This window comes from Salmonella sp. 32120201201600049SM (assembly GCF_017572835.1).
In the GTDB taxonomy this organism is placed as follows: domain Bacteria; phylum Pseudomonadota; class Gammaproteobacteria; order Enterobacterales; family Enterobacteriaceae; genus Salmonella; species Salmonella enterica.
In genome coordinates this window covers 323,067-340,349 of the sequence record NZ_JAGESA010000004.1, presented here as the reverse complement: position 1 = coordinate 340,349, position 17,283 = coordinate 323,067, and the positions used below count along the sequence as shown (strand labels likewise).

Annotated in this window: 13 protein-coding genes; 6 read left to right on the top strand and 7 right to left on the bottom strand. The window is 53.9% G+C overall.

The features are described 5' to 3' along the window. The first annotated feature begins 107 nt into the window (after positions 1–107). Together J4650_RS12225 and J4650_RS12220 are read left to right on the top strand one after the other, a co-directional pair. Positions 108–1,730, top strand: a complete 1,623-nt coding sequence (locus J4650_RS12225; protein WP_023993183.1) for a DUF3300 domain-containing protein — start codon at positions 108–110, stop codon at positions 1,728–1,730. A gap of 12 nt (positions 1,731–1,742) precedes the next feature. Beyond that, positions 1,743–2,534 carry a DUF2950 family protein gene (locus tag J4650_RS12220; protein ID WP_023993184.1) on the top strand — a complete coding sequence of 264 codons (792 nt, stop codon included), beginning with the start codon at positions 1,743–1,745 and terminating at the stop codon, positions 2,532–2,534. A gap of 37 nt (positions 2,535–2,571) precedes the next feature. Here the strand turns inward: J4650_RS12220 and J4650_RS12215 are convergent, their stop codons facing one another. The 5 genes from J4650_RS12215 to pdhR form a co-directional block, all read right to left on the bottom strand. Beyond that, positions 2,572–2,856, bottom strand: a complete 285-nt coding sequence (locus J4650_RS12215) for an outer membrane protein (RefSeq protein WP_000765363.1) — start codon at positions 2,854–2,856, stop codon at positions 2,572–2,574. Between the two features lie 288 nt (positions 2,857–3,144). Further along, positions 3,145–4,569: a dihydrolipoyl dehydrogenase gene (gene lpdA / locus J4650_RS12210; RefSeq protein ID WP_001519338.1), complete on the bottom strand. Its 1,425-nt coding sequence runs from the start codon at positions 4,567–4,569 to the stop codon at positions 3,145–3,147. A gap of 200 nt (positions 4,570–4,769) precedes the next feature. Continuing rightward, on the bottom strand, positions 4,770–6,656 hold the full coding sequence (gene aceF / locus J4650_RS12205; protein WP_023244800.1) for a pyruvate dehydrogenase complex dihydrolipoyllysine-residue acetyltransferase: 1,887 nt from the start codon (positions 6,654–6,656) through the stop codon (positions 4,770–4,772). Positions 6,657–6,670: 14 nt separating this feature from the next. Beyond that, positions 6,671–9,334 carry a pyruvate dehydrogenase (acetyl-transferring), homodimeric type gene (gene aceE / locus J4650_RS12200; RefSeq protein WP_000003852.1) on the bottom strand — a complete coding sequence of 888 codons (2,664 nt, stop codon included), beginning with the start codon at positions 9,332–9,334 and terminating at the stop codon, positions 6,671–6,673. Positions 9,335–9,493: 159 nt separating this feature from the next. Further along, positions 9,494–10,258: a pyruvate dehydrogenase complex transcriptional repressor PdhR gene (gene pdhR / locus J4650_RS12195; RefSeq protein ID WP_000331771.1), complete on the bottom strand. Its 765-nt coding sequence runs from the start codon at positions 10,256–10,258 to the stop codon at positions 9,494–9,496. A gap of 562 nt (positions 10,259–10,820) precedes the next feature. Here pdhR and aroP point away from each other — a divergent pair. The 3 genes from aroP (at position 10,821) to J4650_RS12180 (ending at position 14,714) form a co-directional block, all read left to right on the top strand. Further along, positions 10,821–12,194, top strand: a complete 1,374-nt coding sequence (gene aroP, locus J4650_RS12190; RefSeq protein WP_000969487.1) for an aromatic amino acid transporter AroP — start codon at positions 10,821–10,823, stop codon at positions 12,192–12,194. A 163-nt stretch (positions 12,195–12,357) separates the two neighbouring features. Then, positions 12,358–13,764, top strand: coding sequence for an MFS transporter (locus J4650_RS12185; protein ID WP_000357540.1), 1,407 nt, complete (start codon positions 12,358–12,360; stop codon positions 13,762–13,764). Beyond that, entirely contained in the window at positions 13,764–14,714 is a 951-nt protein-coding gene (locus J4650_RS12180) for a family 43 glycosylhydrolase (RefSeq protein WP_001622553.1), read from the top strand. The genes J4650_RS12185 and J4650_RS12180 overlap by 1 nt, the downstream gene beginning before the upstream one ends. A gap of 91 nt (positions 14,715–14,805) precedes the next feature. Here the strand turns inward: J4650_RS12180 and ampE are convergent, their stop codons facing one another. Next, on the bottom strand, positions 14,806–15,660 hold the full coding sequence (gene ampE / locus J4650_RS12175; protein WP_000172039.1) for a beta-lactamase regulator AmpE: 855 nt from the start codon (positions 15,658–15,660) through the stop codon (positions 14,806–14,808). Further along, positions 15,657–16,220: a 1,6-anhydro-N-acetylmuramyl-L-alanine amidase AmpD gene (ampD, locus tag J4650_RS12170; protein WP_000936326.1), complete on the bottom strand. Its 564-nt coding sequence runs from the start codon at positions 16,218–16,220 to the stop codon at positions 15,657–15,659. The genes ampE and ampD overlap by 4 nt, the downstream gene beginning before the upstream one ends. Positions 16,221–16,307: 87 nt before the next feature. Here ampD and nadC point away from each other — a divergent pair, with 87 nt between their 5' ends. Beyond that, entirely contained in the window at positions 16,308–17,201 is an 894-nt protein-coding gene (nadC, locus tag J4650_RS12165) for a carboxylating nicotinate-nucleotide diphosphorylase (RefSeq protein ID WP_001135135.1), read from the top strand. The last annotated feature ends 82 nt before the right edge of the window (positions 17,202–17,283 follow it).

The window sequence follows — 17,283 nt, the reverse complement described above, 5'->3', positions numbered from 1 at the left end:
CATTAGCTAAAAATTAAACTATCGTCCCTTTATACTCACGCCAAACTGCACCCCGTCGGCGGCAGGCATAATGACCATAGCGATTCTCTGGAATCGGGAGAGATAAAATGACGTTGCCCTTTAAACCCCATCTCATTGCCCTTGTGTGCAGTGCCGGGTTATTTGCCGCTTCGGGCGTACTGTATGTTAAAAGCCGCGCTCCCGAAGCGCCCGCGCAGGCGGCAGCTCCCGCCCCTGAGCAAACGCAGACCGCTGTGCCCGCGCCTGTCGCGAAAACGACCTTTACCACTGCGCAAATCGATCAATGGGTCGCGCCTGTCGCGCTTTATCCCGATGCCCTGCTTTCGCAGGTGCTCATGGCCTCCACCTACCCGGCGAACGTGGTTCAGGCCGTCCAGTGGTCGCGGGATAACCCCACGCTGCAGGGCGATGCCGCTATTCAGGCGGTGGCCAGCCAACCGTGGGACCCCAGCGTCAAATCGCTGGTCGCCTTTCCCCAGTTGATGGCGCTTATGGGCGAGAATCCGCAATGGGTGCAAAACCTGGGCGATGCGTTCTTAGCCCAGCCACAGGATGTGATGGATGCGGTGCAAAGGCTGCGTCTGCTCGCTCAACAAACCGGTTCGCTAAAATCCACGCCACAGCAAACCGTCACCAGCGTGCCGAAGTCCAGCGCTTCTACCGCCGTCACGACGACAACCACCACATCCGCCAGTACGCCAGCGACACCGTCGACCGTCATCAAAATTGAACCCGCGAATCCGCAGGTGGTGTACGTGCCGAACTATAACCCCGCGACGGTGTATGGCGCCTGGCCCAATACCGCTTATCCGCCGGTGTATTTACCGCCCCCTCCGGGGCAGCAGTTTGCCGATAGTTTTGTTAAAGGTTTTGGTTATAGTCTGGGCGTCGCCACCACCTATGCGTTGTTCAGCAGCATAGACTGGGATGACGACGATCATCACCACCATGACGACGACCATCATGATGATGATTACCATCATGGTGGTAACGGTTATCAACATAATGGCGATAATATCAACATCAATGTCAATAATTTCAACCGGATATCCGGGCAAAACCTGCCGGGCCAAACGATGGGCTGGCAGCATAATCCCGCCTGGCGCAATGGCGTCCCCTATCCGAATAATACCGTTGCGCAACGGTTCCATCCCACCAATGTTAGCGGCGGGTTAAGCACAACGCAGCAAGCGCCAGTGTCTCGCGACAGTCAGCGCCAGGCGGCCATGACGCAATTCCAACAGCGCAGCCATACATCACCCGCTAACCTGTCAGGCGAGACATCCCGCGATAGACAGCGCAAAGCGGCATCGCAGCAGTTAAATCAAATTGCCCAGCGTAATAATTACCGTGGCTATGACGGAACACAAAACAGCAGTCGTCGCGAGGCGGCGCAGCAGACACTGAATAAATCCACCACGCAGCAGCATCGTTCCGAGCTGAAGGCTAAAGCCCAGCAGCACCCTGTTTCACAACAGCAGAGAGACACCGCCCGCCAGCGTATTGAATCCTCTACGCCGCAACAGCGTCAGGCATTTCGCCAGAATATGCACGCCAATGTGTTTAGCGGGAACGACAGTCGATCGCCGTCATGGCAATCGCAACAGCTACGCGGCCTGGAAAGTCGTCGCGGCAGTCACTTAAACACCGAGCAACGCGCCGCCGCGCGGGAACATTTTTCTGAACATCATGAATTTCATCGCCGTTAACCGGAGCAGATAATGAAAAAGGTTATGTTAAGCGCTCTGTTACTGTCGTTACCCTTGCTGGGCTACGCGCAGGAACGGTTCCCCTCCCCGGAAGCGGCCGCCAGCGCCTTCGCCACGGCGGTAGCCGGAAAAAACGAAACGCAGCTTACCGCGCTACTGGGCGATGACTGGCGGCAATTTCTGCCGCCGGAAGGTGCCGATCCCGAGGCCGTGGCCCGCTTCAATCGTGACTGGCGCGAAGGCCATCGCATTGTACAAAAAGACAATACGGCGCACCTGAATGTCGGGCGAGAAGACTGGCAGCTCCCGGTGCCCATGGTGAAAGAGACTGGCGGCTGGCGCTTTGATATGGCGGCAGCCGGGAATGAGATCCTCACCCGTACTATTGGGCGAAATGAACTTTCTACCTTACAGGCCATGCATGCTTACGTTGATGCGCAGCAGGACTATTACTTACAAAACCATCGCTGGGCGCACAGGATAATCAGTAGCGAAGGCCAAAAAGATGGCCTGTACTGGCCAACCAAAGCAGGCGACGTCCCCAGTCCGTTAGGCCCAAACTTTAGTCCCGCAGCGCCAGACGAGGGTTACCACGGCTACCATTTCCGTATTATCAGCGATAACGACGGTCACGGCGCGGCGCTTCTGGCCTGGCCGATGCATTACGGCGAAACCGGGGTGATGAGTTTTATGGTCAACCAGGACGATCGTATTTATCAGGCGGATTTAGGCAAGGAGACGGAGAGTAAAGTTCAGGCTATCACGCGTTTTGCGCCAGACGCGCAGTGGCAGGTCGCCGAATAACCCGTAAGCGCCTGGCGTTATCGCCAGGCCGTGATCATTAGCCCTGATGCGGCATCAATTCCGGGTGGCCTTGTACCGGCGGCTTGTTGCTGGTCAGCGCGGCTTCATCAGCCTGAATGCTGCCGGAATTGGCCGCCCATACGCCTTCATGCGTGTGGGTGATCTGCTGATGCTGCGCATTCAAATCCTCGCCCATTGCCGCAATATGCGTGCTTTCCGTACCGCCGCTGTTAGTCGCCCAGGGGATGACGGGATCGCTGGCAAATGCCATGCCGGAAATCAAGGTCGCAGTTAGCGCTGCTGTTGTCAGAAAAAGTTTCATATATCAAACCTCATAATTAGCTCACTATTATTTTATAGCGTTACCAATTTCAGGATGATGACAAAGTAAGGAGAGGTATTTCTTATGAAACAATTAGTTGGTCGAAAATGACAGACAAAGGCACTACCGACGGCATAAGCTTTGAAAAACGTACTGCTGCGGAAACGATAAATTTTGCGGTTTCGTTATCCTTCGCCATCATTTGACACATCTGATTTGCCATGCATAAAAAAAGCGGCTGTAAAGCCGCTTTTTTGTATCGGGTGGCGCATTGCCACCTACAGAAGATTATTTCTTCTTCGCTTTCGGGTTCGGCAGGTCGGTAATACTACCTTCGAACACTTCAGCAGCCAGACCGACGGACTCGTGCAGAGTCGGGTGCGCATGAATGGTCAGCGCGATGTCTTCCGCGTCACAGCCCATTTCGATCGCCAGACCGATTTCACCCAGCAGCTCGCCGCCGTTGGTGCCGACAATCGCCCCGCCGATCACGCGGTGAGATTCTTTGTCGAAAATCAGTTTGGTCATACCGTCTGCACAGTCAGAAGCGATAGCACGGCCAGAAGCTGCCCACGGGAAGGTGGCGGTTTCATAGCTGATGCCTTTTTCTTTCGCTTCTTTCTCGGTCAGGCCAACCCATGCCACTTCTGGCTCGGTGTAAGCGATAGACGGGATAACCTTCGGATCGAAGTAGTGTTTCTTACCAGCGATAACTTCAGCGGCAACGTGGCCTTCGTGAACACCTTTGTGCGCCAGCATCGGCTGACCGACGATATCGCCGATAGCAAAGATGTGCGGCACGTTGGTGCGCAGCTGTTTGTCCACGCGGATAAAGCCACGGTCGTCAACTTCCACGCCAGCTTTGCCCGCGTCGAGGTTTTTACCGTTCGGCACACGACCAATCGCCACCAGAACCGCATCATAACGCTGCGCTTCAGCCGGGGCTTTTTTGCCTTCCATCGAAACGTAGATACCGTCTTCTTTCGCTTCAACGGCAGTCACTTTGGTTTCCAGCATCAGGTTGAATTTCTTGCTGATGCGCTTGGTGAAGACTTTAACGATGTCTTTATCAGCCGCCGGGATAACCTGGTCGAACATTTCAACCACGTCAATCTCTGAACCCAGCGCGTGGTATACGGTACCCATTTCCAGACCGATGATACCGCCGCCCATGACCAGCATACGCTTCGGCACTTCTTTCAGTTCCAGAGCGTCGGTAGAATCCCATACGCGCGGGTCTTCATGCGGAATAAACGGTAATTGGATCGGACGAGAACCTGCCGCGATGATCGCGTTGTCGAAGTTGATCACGGTTTTGCCGTTTTCGCCTTCCACTTCCAGGGTGTTCGCCCCGGTGAATTTACCCAGACCGTTGACCACTTTCACTTTACGGCCTTTGGCCATACCCGCCAGACCGCCGGTCAGCTGCGTGATCACTTTCTCTTTCCAGGTACGAATCTTGTCGATATCGGTTTTCGGCTCACCGAAGACGATACCGTGTTCAGCCAGCGCTTTGGCTTCTTCGATAACTTTTGCTACGTGCAGCAGCGCTTTAGAAGGGATACAGCCGACGTTCAGACAAACACCGCCAAGGGTGTTGTAGCGTTCTACAATTACGGTTTCCAGACCTAAATCAGCGCAACGGAAAGCGGCAGAATAGCCTGCCGGGCCCGCCCCAAGTACCACGACCTGAGTTTTGATTTCAGTACTCATCATGACCTCTTTATTTGTATCCGGCGGTCCGGGGTACTTGATCGCCCATCATCCACCGGGTCGTTCTATCCGCCCGTATCTTACAAAATTGTTAACAATTTTGAAACAACAAACGGATCACGAATTATCGCTTTCGCTAATAACCTCACAAACTCCATGAGATTATCAAAAAAAAGCCGGCCGTCGGGCCGGCTTTTTCATTACATCACCAGACGGCGAATGTCAGACAACATATTGTTGATAATGGTAATGAAACGCGCACCATCAGCACCATCGATCACACGGTGGTCGAAGGAAAGAGAGATAGGCATCATCAGACGCGGCACAAACTCTTTCCCATTCCACACCGGCTCCATCGCCGACTTAGAAACGCCGAGGATAGCCACTTCCGGCGCGTTAACAATCGGCGCGAAGTGGGTAGTTCCCAGGCCGCCGATGCTGGAGATAGTGAAGCAACCACCCTGCATTTCGCCAGCGGTCAGCTTACCATCACGCGCTTTTTTGGAGATGGTGGTCAGTTCACGAGACAGCTCGGTCACGCTCTTCTTATTCACGTCTTTAAAGACCGGAACCACCAGGCCATTCGGGGTATCAACCGCCACGCCGATGTTGATGTATTTTTTCAGGGTCAGACGCTGACCGTCTTCGGACAGAGAGCTGTTGAAGCGCGGCATCTGTTCCAGAGCAGCGGCAACCGCTTTCATGATGAAGACCACTGGCGTGTATTTCACATCCAGTTTGCGCTTCTCAGCTTCGGCGTTCTGCTGTTTACGGAACGCTTCCAGATCGGTGATATCGGTTTTGTCGAAGTGCGTAACGTGCGGGATCATCACCCAGTTACGGCTCAGGTTCGCGCCAGAGATTTTCTGGATACGGCCCAGTTCCACTTCTTCAACTTCACCAAACTTGCTGAAGTCCACTTTCGGCCACGGCAGCATCCCCGGGATACCACCGCCCGCAGCAGCCGGCGCAGCTTCCGCGCGTTTGATTGCGTCTTTCACGTAAGCCTGAACGTCTTCGCGCAGAATACGGCCTTTACGACCGGTGCCTTTCACTTTCGCCAGGTTTACGCCAAACTCGCGCGCCAGGCGGCGAATCAGCGGAGTAGCGTGAACGTACGCGTCGTTTTCAGCGAACTCAGATTTGCCTTCGGCTTTGGCAGCCGGGGCAGCAGGCTTCTCAGCTTTCGCCGCCGGAGCCGGTGCCGCCGCTTCCTGTTTAGCCGGAGCGGCCGCAGGCGCTGCGCCTTCTACTTCGAAGACCATAATCAGAGAACCGGTTTTCACTTTATCGCCGGTGCTGATTTTGATTTCTTTCACGGTGCCCGCGAACGGCGCAGGCACTTCCATGGAGGCTTTGTCGCCTTCGACGGTGATCAGCGACTGTTCAGCGGCAACTTTATCGCCGACTTTGACCATCACTTCGGTGACTTCAACTTCGTCACCGCCGATGTCCGGTACGTTAACGTCTTTCACGCCCGTCGCTGCTGGAGCAGCCGCAGCCGGAGCGGCTTCCGCTTTCGCTGGTGCTGCTGCGCCTGCTTCACCCGCCACTTCGAAGACCATAATCAGAGAGCCGGTAGAGACTTTGTCGCCGGTGTTCACTTTGATCTCTTTCACGGTGCCTGCAAACGGAGCAGGAACTTCCATAGAGGCCTTGTCGCCTTCGACGGTGATCAGCGACTGTTCAGCTTCTACGGTGTCGCCCACTTTCACCATCACTTCAGTCACTTCAACTTCGTCACTGCCGATATCCGGAACGTGAACGTCTTTCGCCGCTGCCGCAGCAGGTGCTGCTGCCGGAGCCGCTTCTTTCTTCTCTTCTGCCTTAGCAGGTGCAGCGTCAGCTGCACCGTCGGCGGAATCGAAAATCATGATAAGTGCACCAGTCTCGGTTTTGTCGCCGACAGAGACTTTGATCTCTTTCACGACGCCAGCCTGCGGAGACGGGACTTCCATAGAGGCTTTGTCGCCTTCTACGGTGATCAGCGACTGTTCAGCTTCCACTTTGTCGCCCACTTTGACCAGAATCTCGGTGATTTCAACTTCATCTGTCCCGATGTCCGGTACTTTGATTTCGATAGCCATTATTCTTTTACCTCTTACGCCAGACGCGGGTTAACTTTATCTGCATCGATGTTGAATTTGGTAATCGCATCCGCTACCACTTTCTTGTCGATTTCGCCACGTTTAGCCAGTTCGCCCAGCGCTGCAACAACCACATAAGAAGCATCAACTTCGAAGTGGTGACGCAGGTTCTCACGGCTGTCGGAACGACCGAAGCCATCCGTACCCAGTACGCGATAGTCGTCAGCCGGTACGTAAGTACGAACCTGCTCGGCGAACAGTTTCATATAGTCAGTAGATGCCACTGCCGGAGCGTCGTTCATCACCTGAGCGATGTACGGTACGCGCGGGGTTTCCAGCGGGTGCAGCATGTTCCAGCGCTCACAATCCTGACCATCACGCGCCAGTTCGGTGAAGGAGGTTACGCTGTACACGTCAGAACCTACGCCGTAGTCTTTCGCCAGGATCTGTGCCGCTTCACGCACGTGACGCAGGATAGAACCGGAGCCCAGCAGCTGAACTTTACCTTTGCTACCTTCAAGGGTTTCGAGTTTGTAGATACCTTTACGGATACCTTCCTCGGCACCTGCTGGCATGGCCGGCATGTGGTAGTTTTCGTTCAGGGTGGTGATGTAGTAGTAAACGTTCTCTTGTTTCTCACCGTACATACGCTCCAGACCATCATGCATGATGACAGCCACTTCATAGGCGTAAGCCGGGTCGTAAGAGATACAGTTCGGGATAGTCAGCGACTGAATGTGGCTGTGACCATCTTCGTGCTGCAGACCTTCGCCGTTCAGCGTAGTACGACCGGAAGTCCCGCCGATCAGGAAGCCGCGAGCCTGCTGGTCGCCAGCCTGCCAGCACAGGTCGCCGATACGCTGGAACCCGAACATGGAGTAGTAGATGTAGAACGGGATCATCGGCAGATCGTTGGTGCTGTAAGAGGTCGCCGCAGCCAGCCAGGATGCGCCTGCGCCCAGCTCGTTGATACCTTCCTGCAGAATCTGGCCTTTCTCGTCTTCTTTGTAGTAGGCAACCTGCTCACGGTCCTGCGGGGTGTACTGCTGGCCGTTCGGGCTGTAGATACCAATCTGACGGAACAGACCTTCCATACCGAAAGTCCGCGCTTCGTCGGCGATGATCGGTACCAGGCGATCTTTGATCGACTTGTTCTTCAGCATCACGTTCAGAGCACGCACGAAAGCGATCGTAGTGGAAATCTCTTTGCTTTGCTCTTCCAGCAGCGCGCCGAAATCTGAAAGTTGAGGCAGCTCTAACTTCTCGGTGAAGTTCGGCTGACGGCTTGGCAGGTAGCCATGCAGCGCCTGACGGCGTTCATGCAGGTACTTGTGTTCTTCAGAACCTTCCGGGAAGGTAATGTACGGCAGTTTTTCGAGATCAGCATCGGCAACCGGCACGTTGAAACGATCGCGGACGTAACGCACGCCGTCCATGTTCATTTTCTTAACCTGGTGAGCGATGTTTTTACCTTCCGCGGTGTCACCCATGCCGTAACCTTTAATGGTATGGGCCAGGATTACGGTCGCTTTGCCTTTGGTTTCCTGCGCTTTTTTCAGTGCCGCGTAGACTTTCTTCGGATCGTGACCACCGCGGTTCAGTGCCCAAATCTGCTCATCGGTCCAGTCGGCCACCAGCGCGGCGGTTTCCGGGTATTTACCGAAGAAGTGCTCACGTACGTAAGCGCCGTCTTTGGATTTGAAGGTCTGGTAGTCGCCGTCAACGGTTTCGTTCATCAGCTGGATAAGCTTACCGCTGGTGTCTTTACGCAGCAGTTCATCCCAACGACCGCCCCACATGACTTTGATAACGTTCCAGCCAGCACCTGCAAAGATGCCTTCCAGTTCGTTAACAATCTTGCCGTTACCGGTGACCGGGCCGTCAAGACGCTGCAGGTTACAGTTGATAACAAAGACCAGGTTGTCCAGTTTTTCACGGGTGGCGATGGTGATCGCGCCTTTGGATTCCGGCTCATCCATCTCGCCGTCGCCGAGGAAGGCGTAAACGGTTTGTTTAGAGGTATCTTTCAGGCCGCGGTGTTCCAGATATTTCAGGAATTTCGCCTGGTAGATAGCACCGATTGGGCCCAGACCCATAGAGACGGTCGGGAACTGCCAGAATTCCGGCATCAGTTTCGGGTGCGGATAGGAAGAGAGGCCATTGCCGTGAACTTCCTGACGGAAGTTATCCATCTGTTCCTGGGTCAGACGACCTTCCAGGAACGCGCGAGCGTAGATGCCCGGAGAGATGTGGCCCTGGAAGTACACCAGGTCGCCGCCATCCTGTTCGTTGCGCGCACGGAAGAAATGGTTAAAACAGACATCATAGATCGTGGCGGAAGACTGGAAGGACGCCATGTGGCCGCCCAACTCAAGGTCTTTTTTAGACGCGCGCAGCACGGTCATGATGGCGTTCCAGCGGATCGCAGAACGAATGCGACGTTCCAGCTCCAGATTACCCGGGTATTCCGGTTCGTCTTCAACGGCAATAGTGTTGATGTAATTACTGGCCCCTGCGCCTGCCGCGACTTTCACGCCGCCTTTACGAGCTTCAGAAAGCAGTTGGTCAATCAGATACTGAGCGCGCTCAACACCTTCTTCACGGATGACCGATTCGATCGCCTGTAGCCAGTCGCGAGTTTCGATCGGATCCACGTCATTTTGGAAACGTTCTGACATGGGGGTATTCCTTATCTATCTAATACGTTGAGTTATCTGGAACCTGTCCCATTAAACTTTCGTCAGAAAGCTTAATAAGACAGGTTCTGCGTTTAGTTGCCGCGCACATTTTTGCGCGTTATTCACAACATCTTCTGGTTAACGTTCTGCCAGAAAAAACTAATTCTTGCGCTGTTCCAGGCGGCGTAAAGCGCGTTCACGACGGCTCTCCTCACGGCTTCTGTCCAGCATAATCTCTTCGATAAACGCCAGATGTCGGTGTGACGCTTCACGCGCTTCTTCTGGTTTTCCGGCCATAATGGCTTCAAATATACGGGTGCGATGCGTACTCACCAGCGGCAGCATCTCCCGACGCGCATACAGCAATTCGAAGTTCTGCCGCACGTTTTGCGCCAGCATCGGCTCCATACACCTTAGCAGATGAAGCAATACCACGTTGTGCGCCGCTTCGGTGACGGCGATTTGATACTGGAGCACGGCTTCGGACTCGGCATCCAGATCGCCGGACTCTTGCGCCAGCTCAATAGCGTGGTGCAGCTCGCGAATACGGTCTTTATCTTCATCGGTGCTGCGCAGCGCCGCGTAATAAGCCGCAATGCCTTCCAGAGCATGGCGCGTTTCGAGCAGGTCAAACTGGGATTCAGGGTGATCGGAGAGCAGTTCCACCAGCGGGTCGCTAAAGCTCTGCCACAGGCTGCTCTGCACGAAGGTTCCGCCGCCCTGACGACGAAGCAACAATCCCTTCGCTTCGAGACGTTGAATCGCCTCGCGCAAGGAGGGACGGGAGACGTCGAACTGTTTTGCCAGTTCACGTTCCGGTGGGAGTTTTTCTCCGGGACGCAATGTTCCCTCAAGGATTAAAAACTCCAGCTGCTGCTCGATCACATCGGAGAGTTTTGGTTGGCGGATTTTGCTGTAGGCCATGATTTCCTGTCTTAAGCCATTTGCCCGGAGTCAATTGGTCTTACCAATTTCATGTCTGTGACGCTAAAGTAACAAAGTATTCACCTTCTGTCCATACAGGTTTTGATTGAAATCAGTAAAGGAGGCACATTTTAACAATTTTACAGAAATCATGTTTCAAAACTGTAACTGTGCACAAATGTTAAATTTACCCACCAGGAGGTAGATTTAACGTATTTGAAACGATAAAAAATCTCATCTGAACCGATTCAACAGCAGATTAAATGCATTTTTATGCATAAATAATGAATAAAAACAAATCAACCTTTAGAAGGGAAAATAAAAGGAGGTATTTACAAGTGCTTTCTTTTTACGCAACTCGTCATCACCCCTGCACAAAGCAGGTGCATTCGCGGCCACATACCATTATTCTGATCAAGACGAAAGAGTTGAAGTGACATTTAAAAAAACGAATCTGTAAATAAATCAATACAAAAAGCGGAATTGCAAACTTACACACGCACTACTGCATCGTTCAAAATAAGCGCGTTATGAATAAACCGCGCCCGATACACGAGGTTTTATAATGGACAGTCAGCAGCACGGCGAGCAGCTCAAGCGCGGCCTGAAAAACCGCCATATTCAGCTTATCGCATTGGGCGGCGCGATAGGGACAGGCTTGTTCCTGGGAAGCGCCTCCGTTATTCAGTCGGCGGGGCCAGGAATTATCCTGGGCTATGCGATTGCAGGCTTTATTGCCTTTCTGATTATGCGCCAGCTGGGAGAGATGGTGGTTGAAGAACCGGTCGCCGGCTCTTTTAGCCACTTCGCCTATAAATACTGGGGCGGCTTTGCCGGATTCGCTTCCGGCTGGAACTACTGGGTGCTGTACGTATTAGTTGCCATGGCGGAACTGACCGCAGTGGGTAAATATATCCAGTTCTGGTATCCGGAGATCCCCACCTGGGCTTCTGCGGCAGCCTTCTTTGTGATTATCAACGCCATCAACCTGACCAACGTTAAAGTGTTCGGTGAGATGGAGTTTTGGTTCGCCATTATTAAAGTGATCGCCGTCATCGCTATGATTCTGTTTGGCGCGTGGTTACTCTTCAGCGATACCGCTGGTCCGCAGGCCACCGTGCGCAACCTGTGGGAACAGGGCGGCTTTCTGCCGCATGGCTGGACCGGGCTGGTGATGATGATGGCCATTATTATGTTTTCGTTCGGCGGACTGGAGCTGGTAGGGATCACCGCCGCTGAAGCCGATAACCCGGAACAGAGCATTCCCAAAGCTACCAATCAGGTTATCTATCGCATCCTGATTTTTTATATCGGCTCGCTGGCGGTTCTGCTTTCGCTGCTGCCATGGACTCGCGTCACCGCCGATACCAGCCCATTTGTCCTTATCTTCCATGAGCTGGGCGATACGTTTGTCGCCAATGCGCTGAATATCGTGGTTCTCACCGCCGCGCTATCGGTTTATAACAGCTGCGTTTACTGCAACAGCCGTATGCTGTTCGGTCTGGCCCAGCAGGGAAATGCGCCGAAAGCGCTGCTGAACGTCGACAAACGCGGCGTGCCGGTGAGCTCCATTTTGGTTTCCGCCGTCGTGACGGCGTTGTGCGTGCTGCTCAACTACCTGGCCCCAGAGTCCGCATTCGGACTGCTGATGGCGCTGGTGGTCTCCGCGCTGGTCATTAACTGGGCGATGATTAGCCTTGCCCATATGATGTTCCGTCGCGCGAAACAGCAGCAGGGCGTGAAAACCCGCTTCCCGGCCCTGTTTTATCCGTTCGGCAATGTTCTCTGCCTGCTGTTTATGGCGGCGGTATTGATCATTATGCTGATGACGCCAGGTATGGCGATCTCCGTGTGGCTGATTCCGGTATGGCTGCTCATCCTGGGCGTCGGCTACCTGTGTAAAGAAAAAACGGCAAAAACGGTGAAAGCCCACTGATCGTGACGTTACTTTTCCGCCCTCCCCGTCCGGGGAGGGTGTTATCTGCCTCACAGTTTCCCACGTATAACCATTTTATCCATATCAGCGGCGTGATCCTGCTACGCAAAAAAAAGCTCGCAGGCGAATAATTACCGCCATCATCTGATGGGGAGAAGTCTCAATGGATAAGGGCAGACTTTCGGTAAGAGAGAAAATCGGGTATGGCATGGGTGACGCCGGATGTAACATTATTTTTGGCGCTATCATGCTGTTTGTTAATTATTTTTATACGGATATTTTTGGTCTTGCCCCGGCGTTAGTCGGTGTTTTACTCCTTTCAGTACGCGTTATCGATGCCGTTACCGATCCGGTGATGGGCGCGCTTGCCGATCGCACCCAAAGTAAATATGGTCGTTTCCGCCCCTGGCTACTGTGGATTGCATTTCCCTACGCGCTGTTCAGCGTGCTGATGTTCACGACGCCGGACTGGGGCTATAACAGCAAAGTTGTCTATGCTTTCGTCACCTATTTTCTGCTTTCCGTGACCTACACCGCCATCAATATTCCCTATTGCTCACTGGGCGGCGTGATCACCAACGATCCAAAAGAGCGCGTGGCCTGTCAGGCTTATCGCTTCGTATTAGTCGGCATCGCGACGCTGTTGCTATCGTTAACGCTATTGCCGATGGTGGACTGGTTTGGCGGCGGCGACAAAGCCAAAGGCTATCAGTTGGCGATGACCGTGCTGGCGATTATCGGCATGGGTATGTTTCTGTTCTGCTTTGCCAGCGTCCGCGAACGCGTTCGCCCTGCCGTTCCGACGCACGATGATATGAAGAATGATTTCAAAGACGTGTGGAAAAACGATCAATGGGTACGCATTCTGCTATTGACCTTATGTAACGTCTGCCCGGGGTTTATCCGTATGGCGGCGACCATGTATTACGTCACCTGGGTGATGGGACAAAGCACCCATTTCGCTACGCTTTTTATTAGTCTTGGCGTGGTCGGTATGATGATCGGCAGTATGCTGGCAAAAGTCTTAACCGATCGCTGGTGTAAATTGAAGGTATTTTTCTGGACCAATATCGCGCTGGCGATTTTCTCCTGCGCATTCTATTTCTTTGACCCGAAAGCCACCGTGATGATAGTGGCGCTCTACTTCTTGCTCAATATTCTGCATCAGATCCCTTCCCCGTTGCACTGGTCGCTGATGGCGGACGTCGATGATTACGGCGAATGGAAAACCGGCAAACGCATTACCGGTATTAGCTTCTCCGGTAACCTGTTCTTCCTCAAACTGGGCCTGGCGATTGCCGGGGCGATGGTCGGCTTTTTGCTCTCCTGGTACGGTTATGACGCCAGCGCCAAAGCGCAAAGCGCCTCGGCGATGAACGGTATTATGCTGTTGTTTACCGTTATCCCTGGCGTTGGCTATCTGATTACCGCAGGCGTGGTACGTCTGCTGAAAGTTGACCGTGAACTGATGAAAAAAATCCAGGACGATTTGGAAAAACGTCGCACTAATTACCGCGAATTGAGTGAGTTGCAGGAGCTCAACGCCGCTGAAAGCGTAAGGAAAGCCTGATGGCAAACTGGCCAAACCCGTTTATTGAACAACGTGCCGATCCGTTTATTTTACGCGACGGCAGCGATTACTACTTTATTGCCTCCGTACCGGAATATGACAGACTGGAAATCCGCCGGGCTAATTCGCTGGAAGGGTTGCGCGCCGCCGACCCCGTTGTCGTCTGGCGCAAACCGAAAACAGGCCCGATGAGCCAGCTTATCTGGGCACCGGAAATGCACCGCATCAACGGTAAGTGGTACATCTATTTTGCCGCTACCCATACTCAAGCGCTTGATAAGCTGGGAATGTTCCAGCACCGCATGTTTGCCCTGGGGTGCGCCGATGCCGACCCACTCACCGGCAAGTGGACGGAGAAAGGTCAAATTAAAACACCGTTTGATACCTTCGCCCTCGATGCCACCACTTTTTATCATCAGGGAAAGCAGTGGTATCTGTGGGCGCAAAAAGCGCCGGATATTGCCGGTAACTCAAATATTTATCTGGCTGAACTGGAAAATCCGTGGACGATTAAAGGCGAGCCGGTAAGACTCAGTAAGCCAGAGTACGACTGGGAGTGTCGGGGTTTTTGGGTTAACGAAGGTCCGGCCGTCGTGGTGCATGGCGACAAGCTGTTTATTAGCTATTCGGCCAGCGCCACCGATGAAAACTACTGTATGGGATTACTGTGGATTAACGTAAACGACGATCCGCGCGATCCGGCCAACTGGCATAAATCACCGCGCCCGGTCTTTACCACCAGCTATGAAAATCGCCAGTATGGGCCGGGACATAACAGCTTTACGCAAACGCCGGAAGGTGAAGATGTACTGGTGTACCACGCGAGAAATTACACCGAAATTGAAGGCGATCCGTTGTACGATCCCAACCGCCATACGCGTCTGAAACGGGTGCGCTGGGACGAAAACGGGATGCCTGATTTTGGCGTGCCGCCAGCCGATACGATCTAAGCCGTTGCACTGCCCGGTGGCGCTAACGCTTATGCGGCCTACAATGGAAAAACCTGTAGGCCCGGTAAGCGTTAGCGCCATCGGCACAACATTACACTAATGCCCCATAAATGGTGAGCAACGCAATAATCACCACCACCACAAACGAGGCCTTCTTCGCCATCGACACCGCCGCTTTGGGGGTTTCTACTTTGTCAGTATGCGGTTCACGCGCCAGTGAGAACTGCGCCAGACGTGTGAGCACCTGATACTGCGAAGTATGCAGATCCGCCAGCGAGGCAAACCAGGCCGGCAACGCTTTCTCGCCATGCCCCAGTAATGCATACACTACGCCCGCCAGACGTACCGGAATCCAGTCCAGCACATGAAGAATAGCGTCAATGCCGGATTGCAAACGTTGGTGCGGCGTCTGATAGCGCGCCAGCCAGGTCTGCCAGGCCCGTAAAAACGCATAGCCCACCAGCGTTACCGGCCCCCATGGACCGCCAACGATAAACCAAAATAGCGGTGCGAGGTAAAAACGGAAATTTATCCATAACAACGCATTTTGCAGCTCACGCAAAAATTCACGCTCATTACAATCCGGCGGCACGCCGTGGATTAGCGTAAGCTCGCTGGCCATCGCCTCGCAAGGATGCGGATCGTTACGGGACGCCGCTTTCAGCCAGGCGTGATAATGTACTCGCACTTTGCCCGCGCCGATACACAGCACGCCCAGGAGAATCCACACCACCAGCGTCGGCACGTTAAATAGCAGCCCTTTTAGCGCCTGGAGCAGTAGAAAAGTCACCACCATCGCGATCGCCGTCATTCCCATCGTGCGCAACATCGAAAAATGCGTAATCCGACGGAATAGCGCCTCCAGCCGATGATCGAGCTGCCAGTGCTCGCCCAGCTTAAACAGGCGCTCGACAATCAGCACCAGTAATGTCGTAAACAGCGTCATGTCATCTCCTTGTGCGACGAGAGGGCTACCAAAGCGCGAAAGCGCGGCCAGTCAAAGGCAGGGCCAGGGTCCGTTTTGCGGTCAGGCGCAATGTTGCAGTGTCCGGTCATATTGTCGGCGATCGCCGGATAGCAAGCGATAAGCGTGCGCGTCACGGCGGCTAGCTGCTGATACTGCGCATCGGTATAAGCCAGCGTATCCGTCCCCTCCAGCTCAATACCAATGGAGAAATCATTACAACGTTCCCGCCCCTGATAGTTTGATACGCCCGCATGCCACGCACGCTTATCAAAAGGCACATACTGGACGATTTCACCGTCGCGACGAATCAGACAATGGGCCGAAACACGAAGATGAGCGATTTCTGCAAAAAAAGGATGGGCGTCTGGATCTATCGTTCCGGTGAATAATGCATCGATCCACGGACCGCCAAACTCGCCGGGGGGCAGGCTAATGTTATGCACCACCAGCAAGGACGGTTTTTCGTCATCCGGACGGCAATCATAATGCGGAGAAGGGACGCGTCGCGCCTCTACCAACCAACCCTTATCTGGCAACATGCAGAGTCTCCTTTTGAGTGGTGCTTATAGCTGCTTCAGAGTAGCATGTTTCTACCTTATGATTCGTTAGCAATTTGGAGTTTTATCATGCCGCCTCGCCGTTATAACCCAGACGACCGACGTGACGCGCTACTGGAACGCATTAATCTCGATATCCCTGCCGCCGTTGCTCAGGCGCTGCGTGAAGATTTAGGTGGAGAAGTCGATGCTGGCAACGATATCACCGCGCAACTTTTGCCGGCAGATACGCAAGCCCATGCCACGGTGATCACTCGTGAAGACGGCGTTTTCTGCGGCAAGCGCTGGGTTGAAGAGGTCTTCATCCAACTGGCGGGCGATGATGTGCGCCTCACCTGGCATGTCGATGACGGCGACGCCATTCACGCCAACCAAACAGTGTTTGAACTGAACGGCCCGGCTCGCGTATTGCTGACCGGCGAGCGCACGGCGCTAAACTTTGTCCAGACCCTTTCCGGCGTCGCCAGTGAAGTACGCCGCTACGTTGGACTGCTGGCTGGCACCCAAACCCAGTTGCTCGACACGCGTAAAACGCTGCCGGGTCTGCGCACCGCGCTCAAATATGCGGTTTTATGCGGCGGCGGCGCCAATCATCGTCTGGGCCTCACTGACGCGTTCCTGATTAAAGAAAACCATATCATCGCCTCCGGTTCGGTTCGTCAGGCGGTGGAAAAAGCGTTCTGGCTACATCCGGACGTGCCGGTAGAAGTCGAGGTCGAAAATCTGGATGAACTGGACGATGCGCTGAAAGCAGGCGCGGATATTATCATGCTGGATAATTTCAACACCGACCAGATGCGCGAGGCGGTGAAACGCGTCAACGGCCAGGCGCGGCTGGAAGTATCCGGCAACGTCACCGCGGAAACCTTACGCGAATTTGCTGAAACCGGGGTGGATTTCATCTCCGTTGGCGCGCTGACCAAGCATGTGCGCGCGCTCGATCTCTCCATGCGTTTTTGCTGATCTTCTCCACCCGATGGCGCTGCGCCGTCGGGTCTATAAATCACCTGTCCGTAGATCCGCGTCGTGATTCGGTAAAATATTC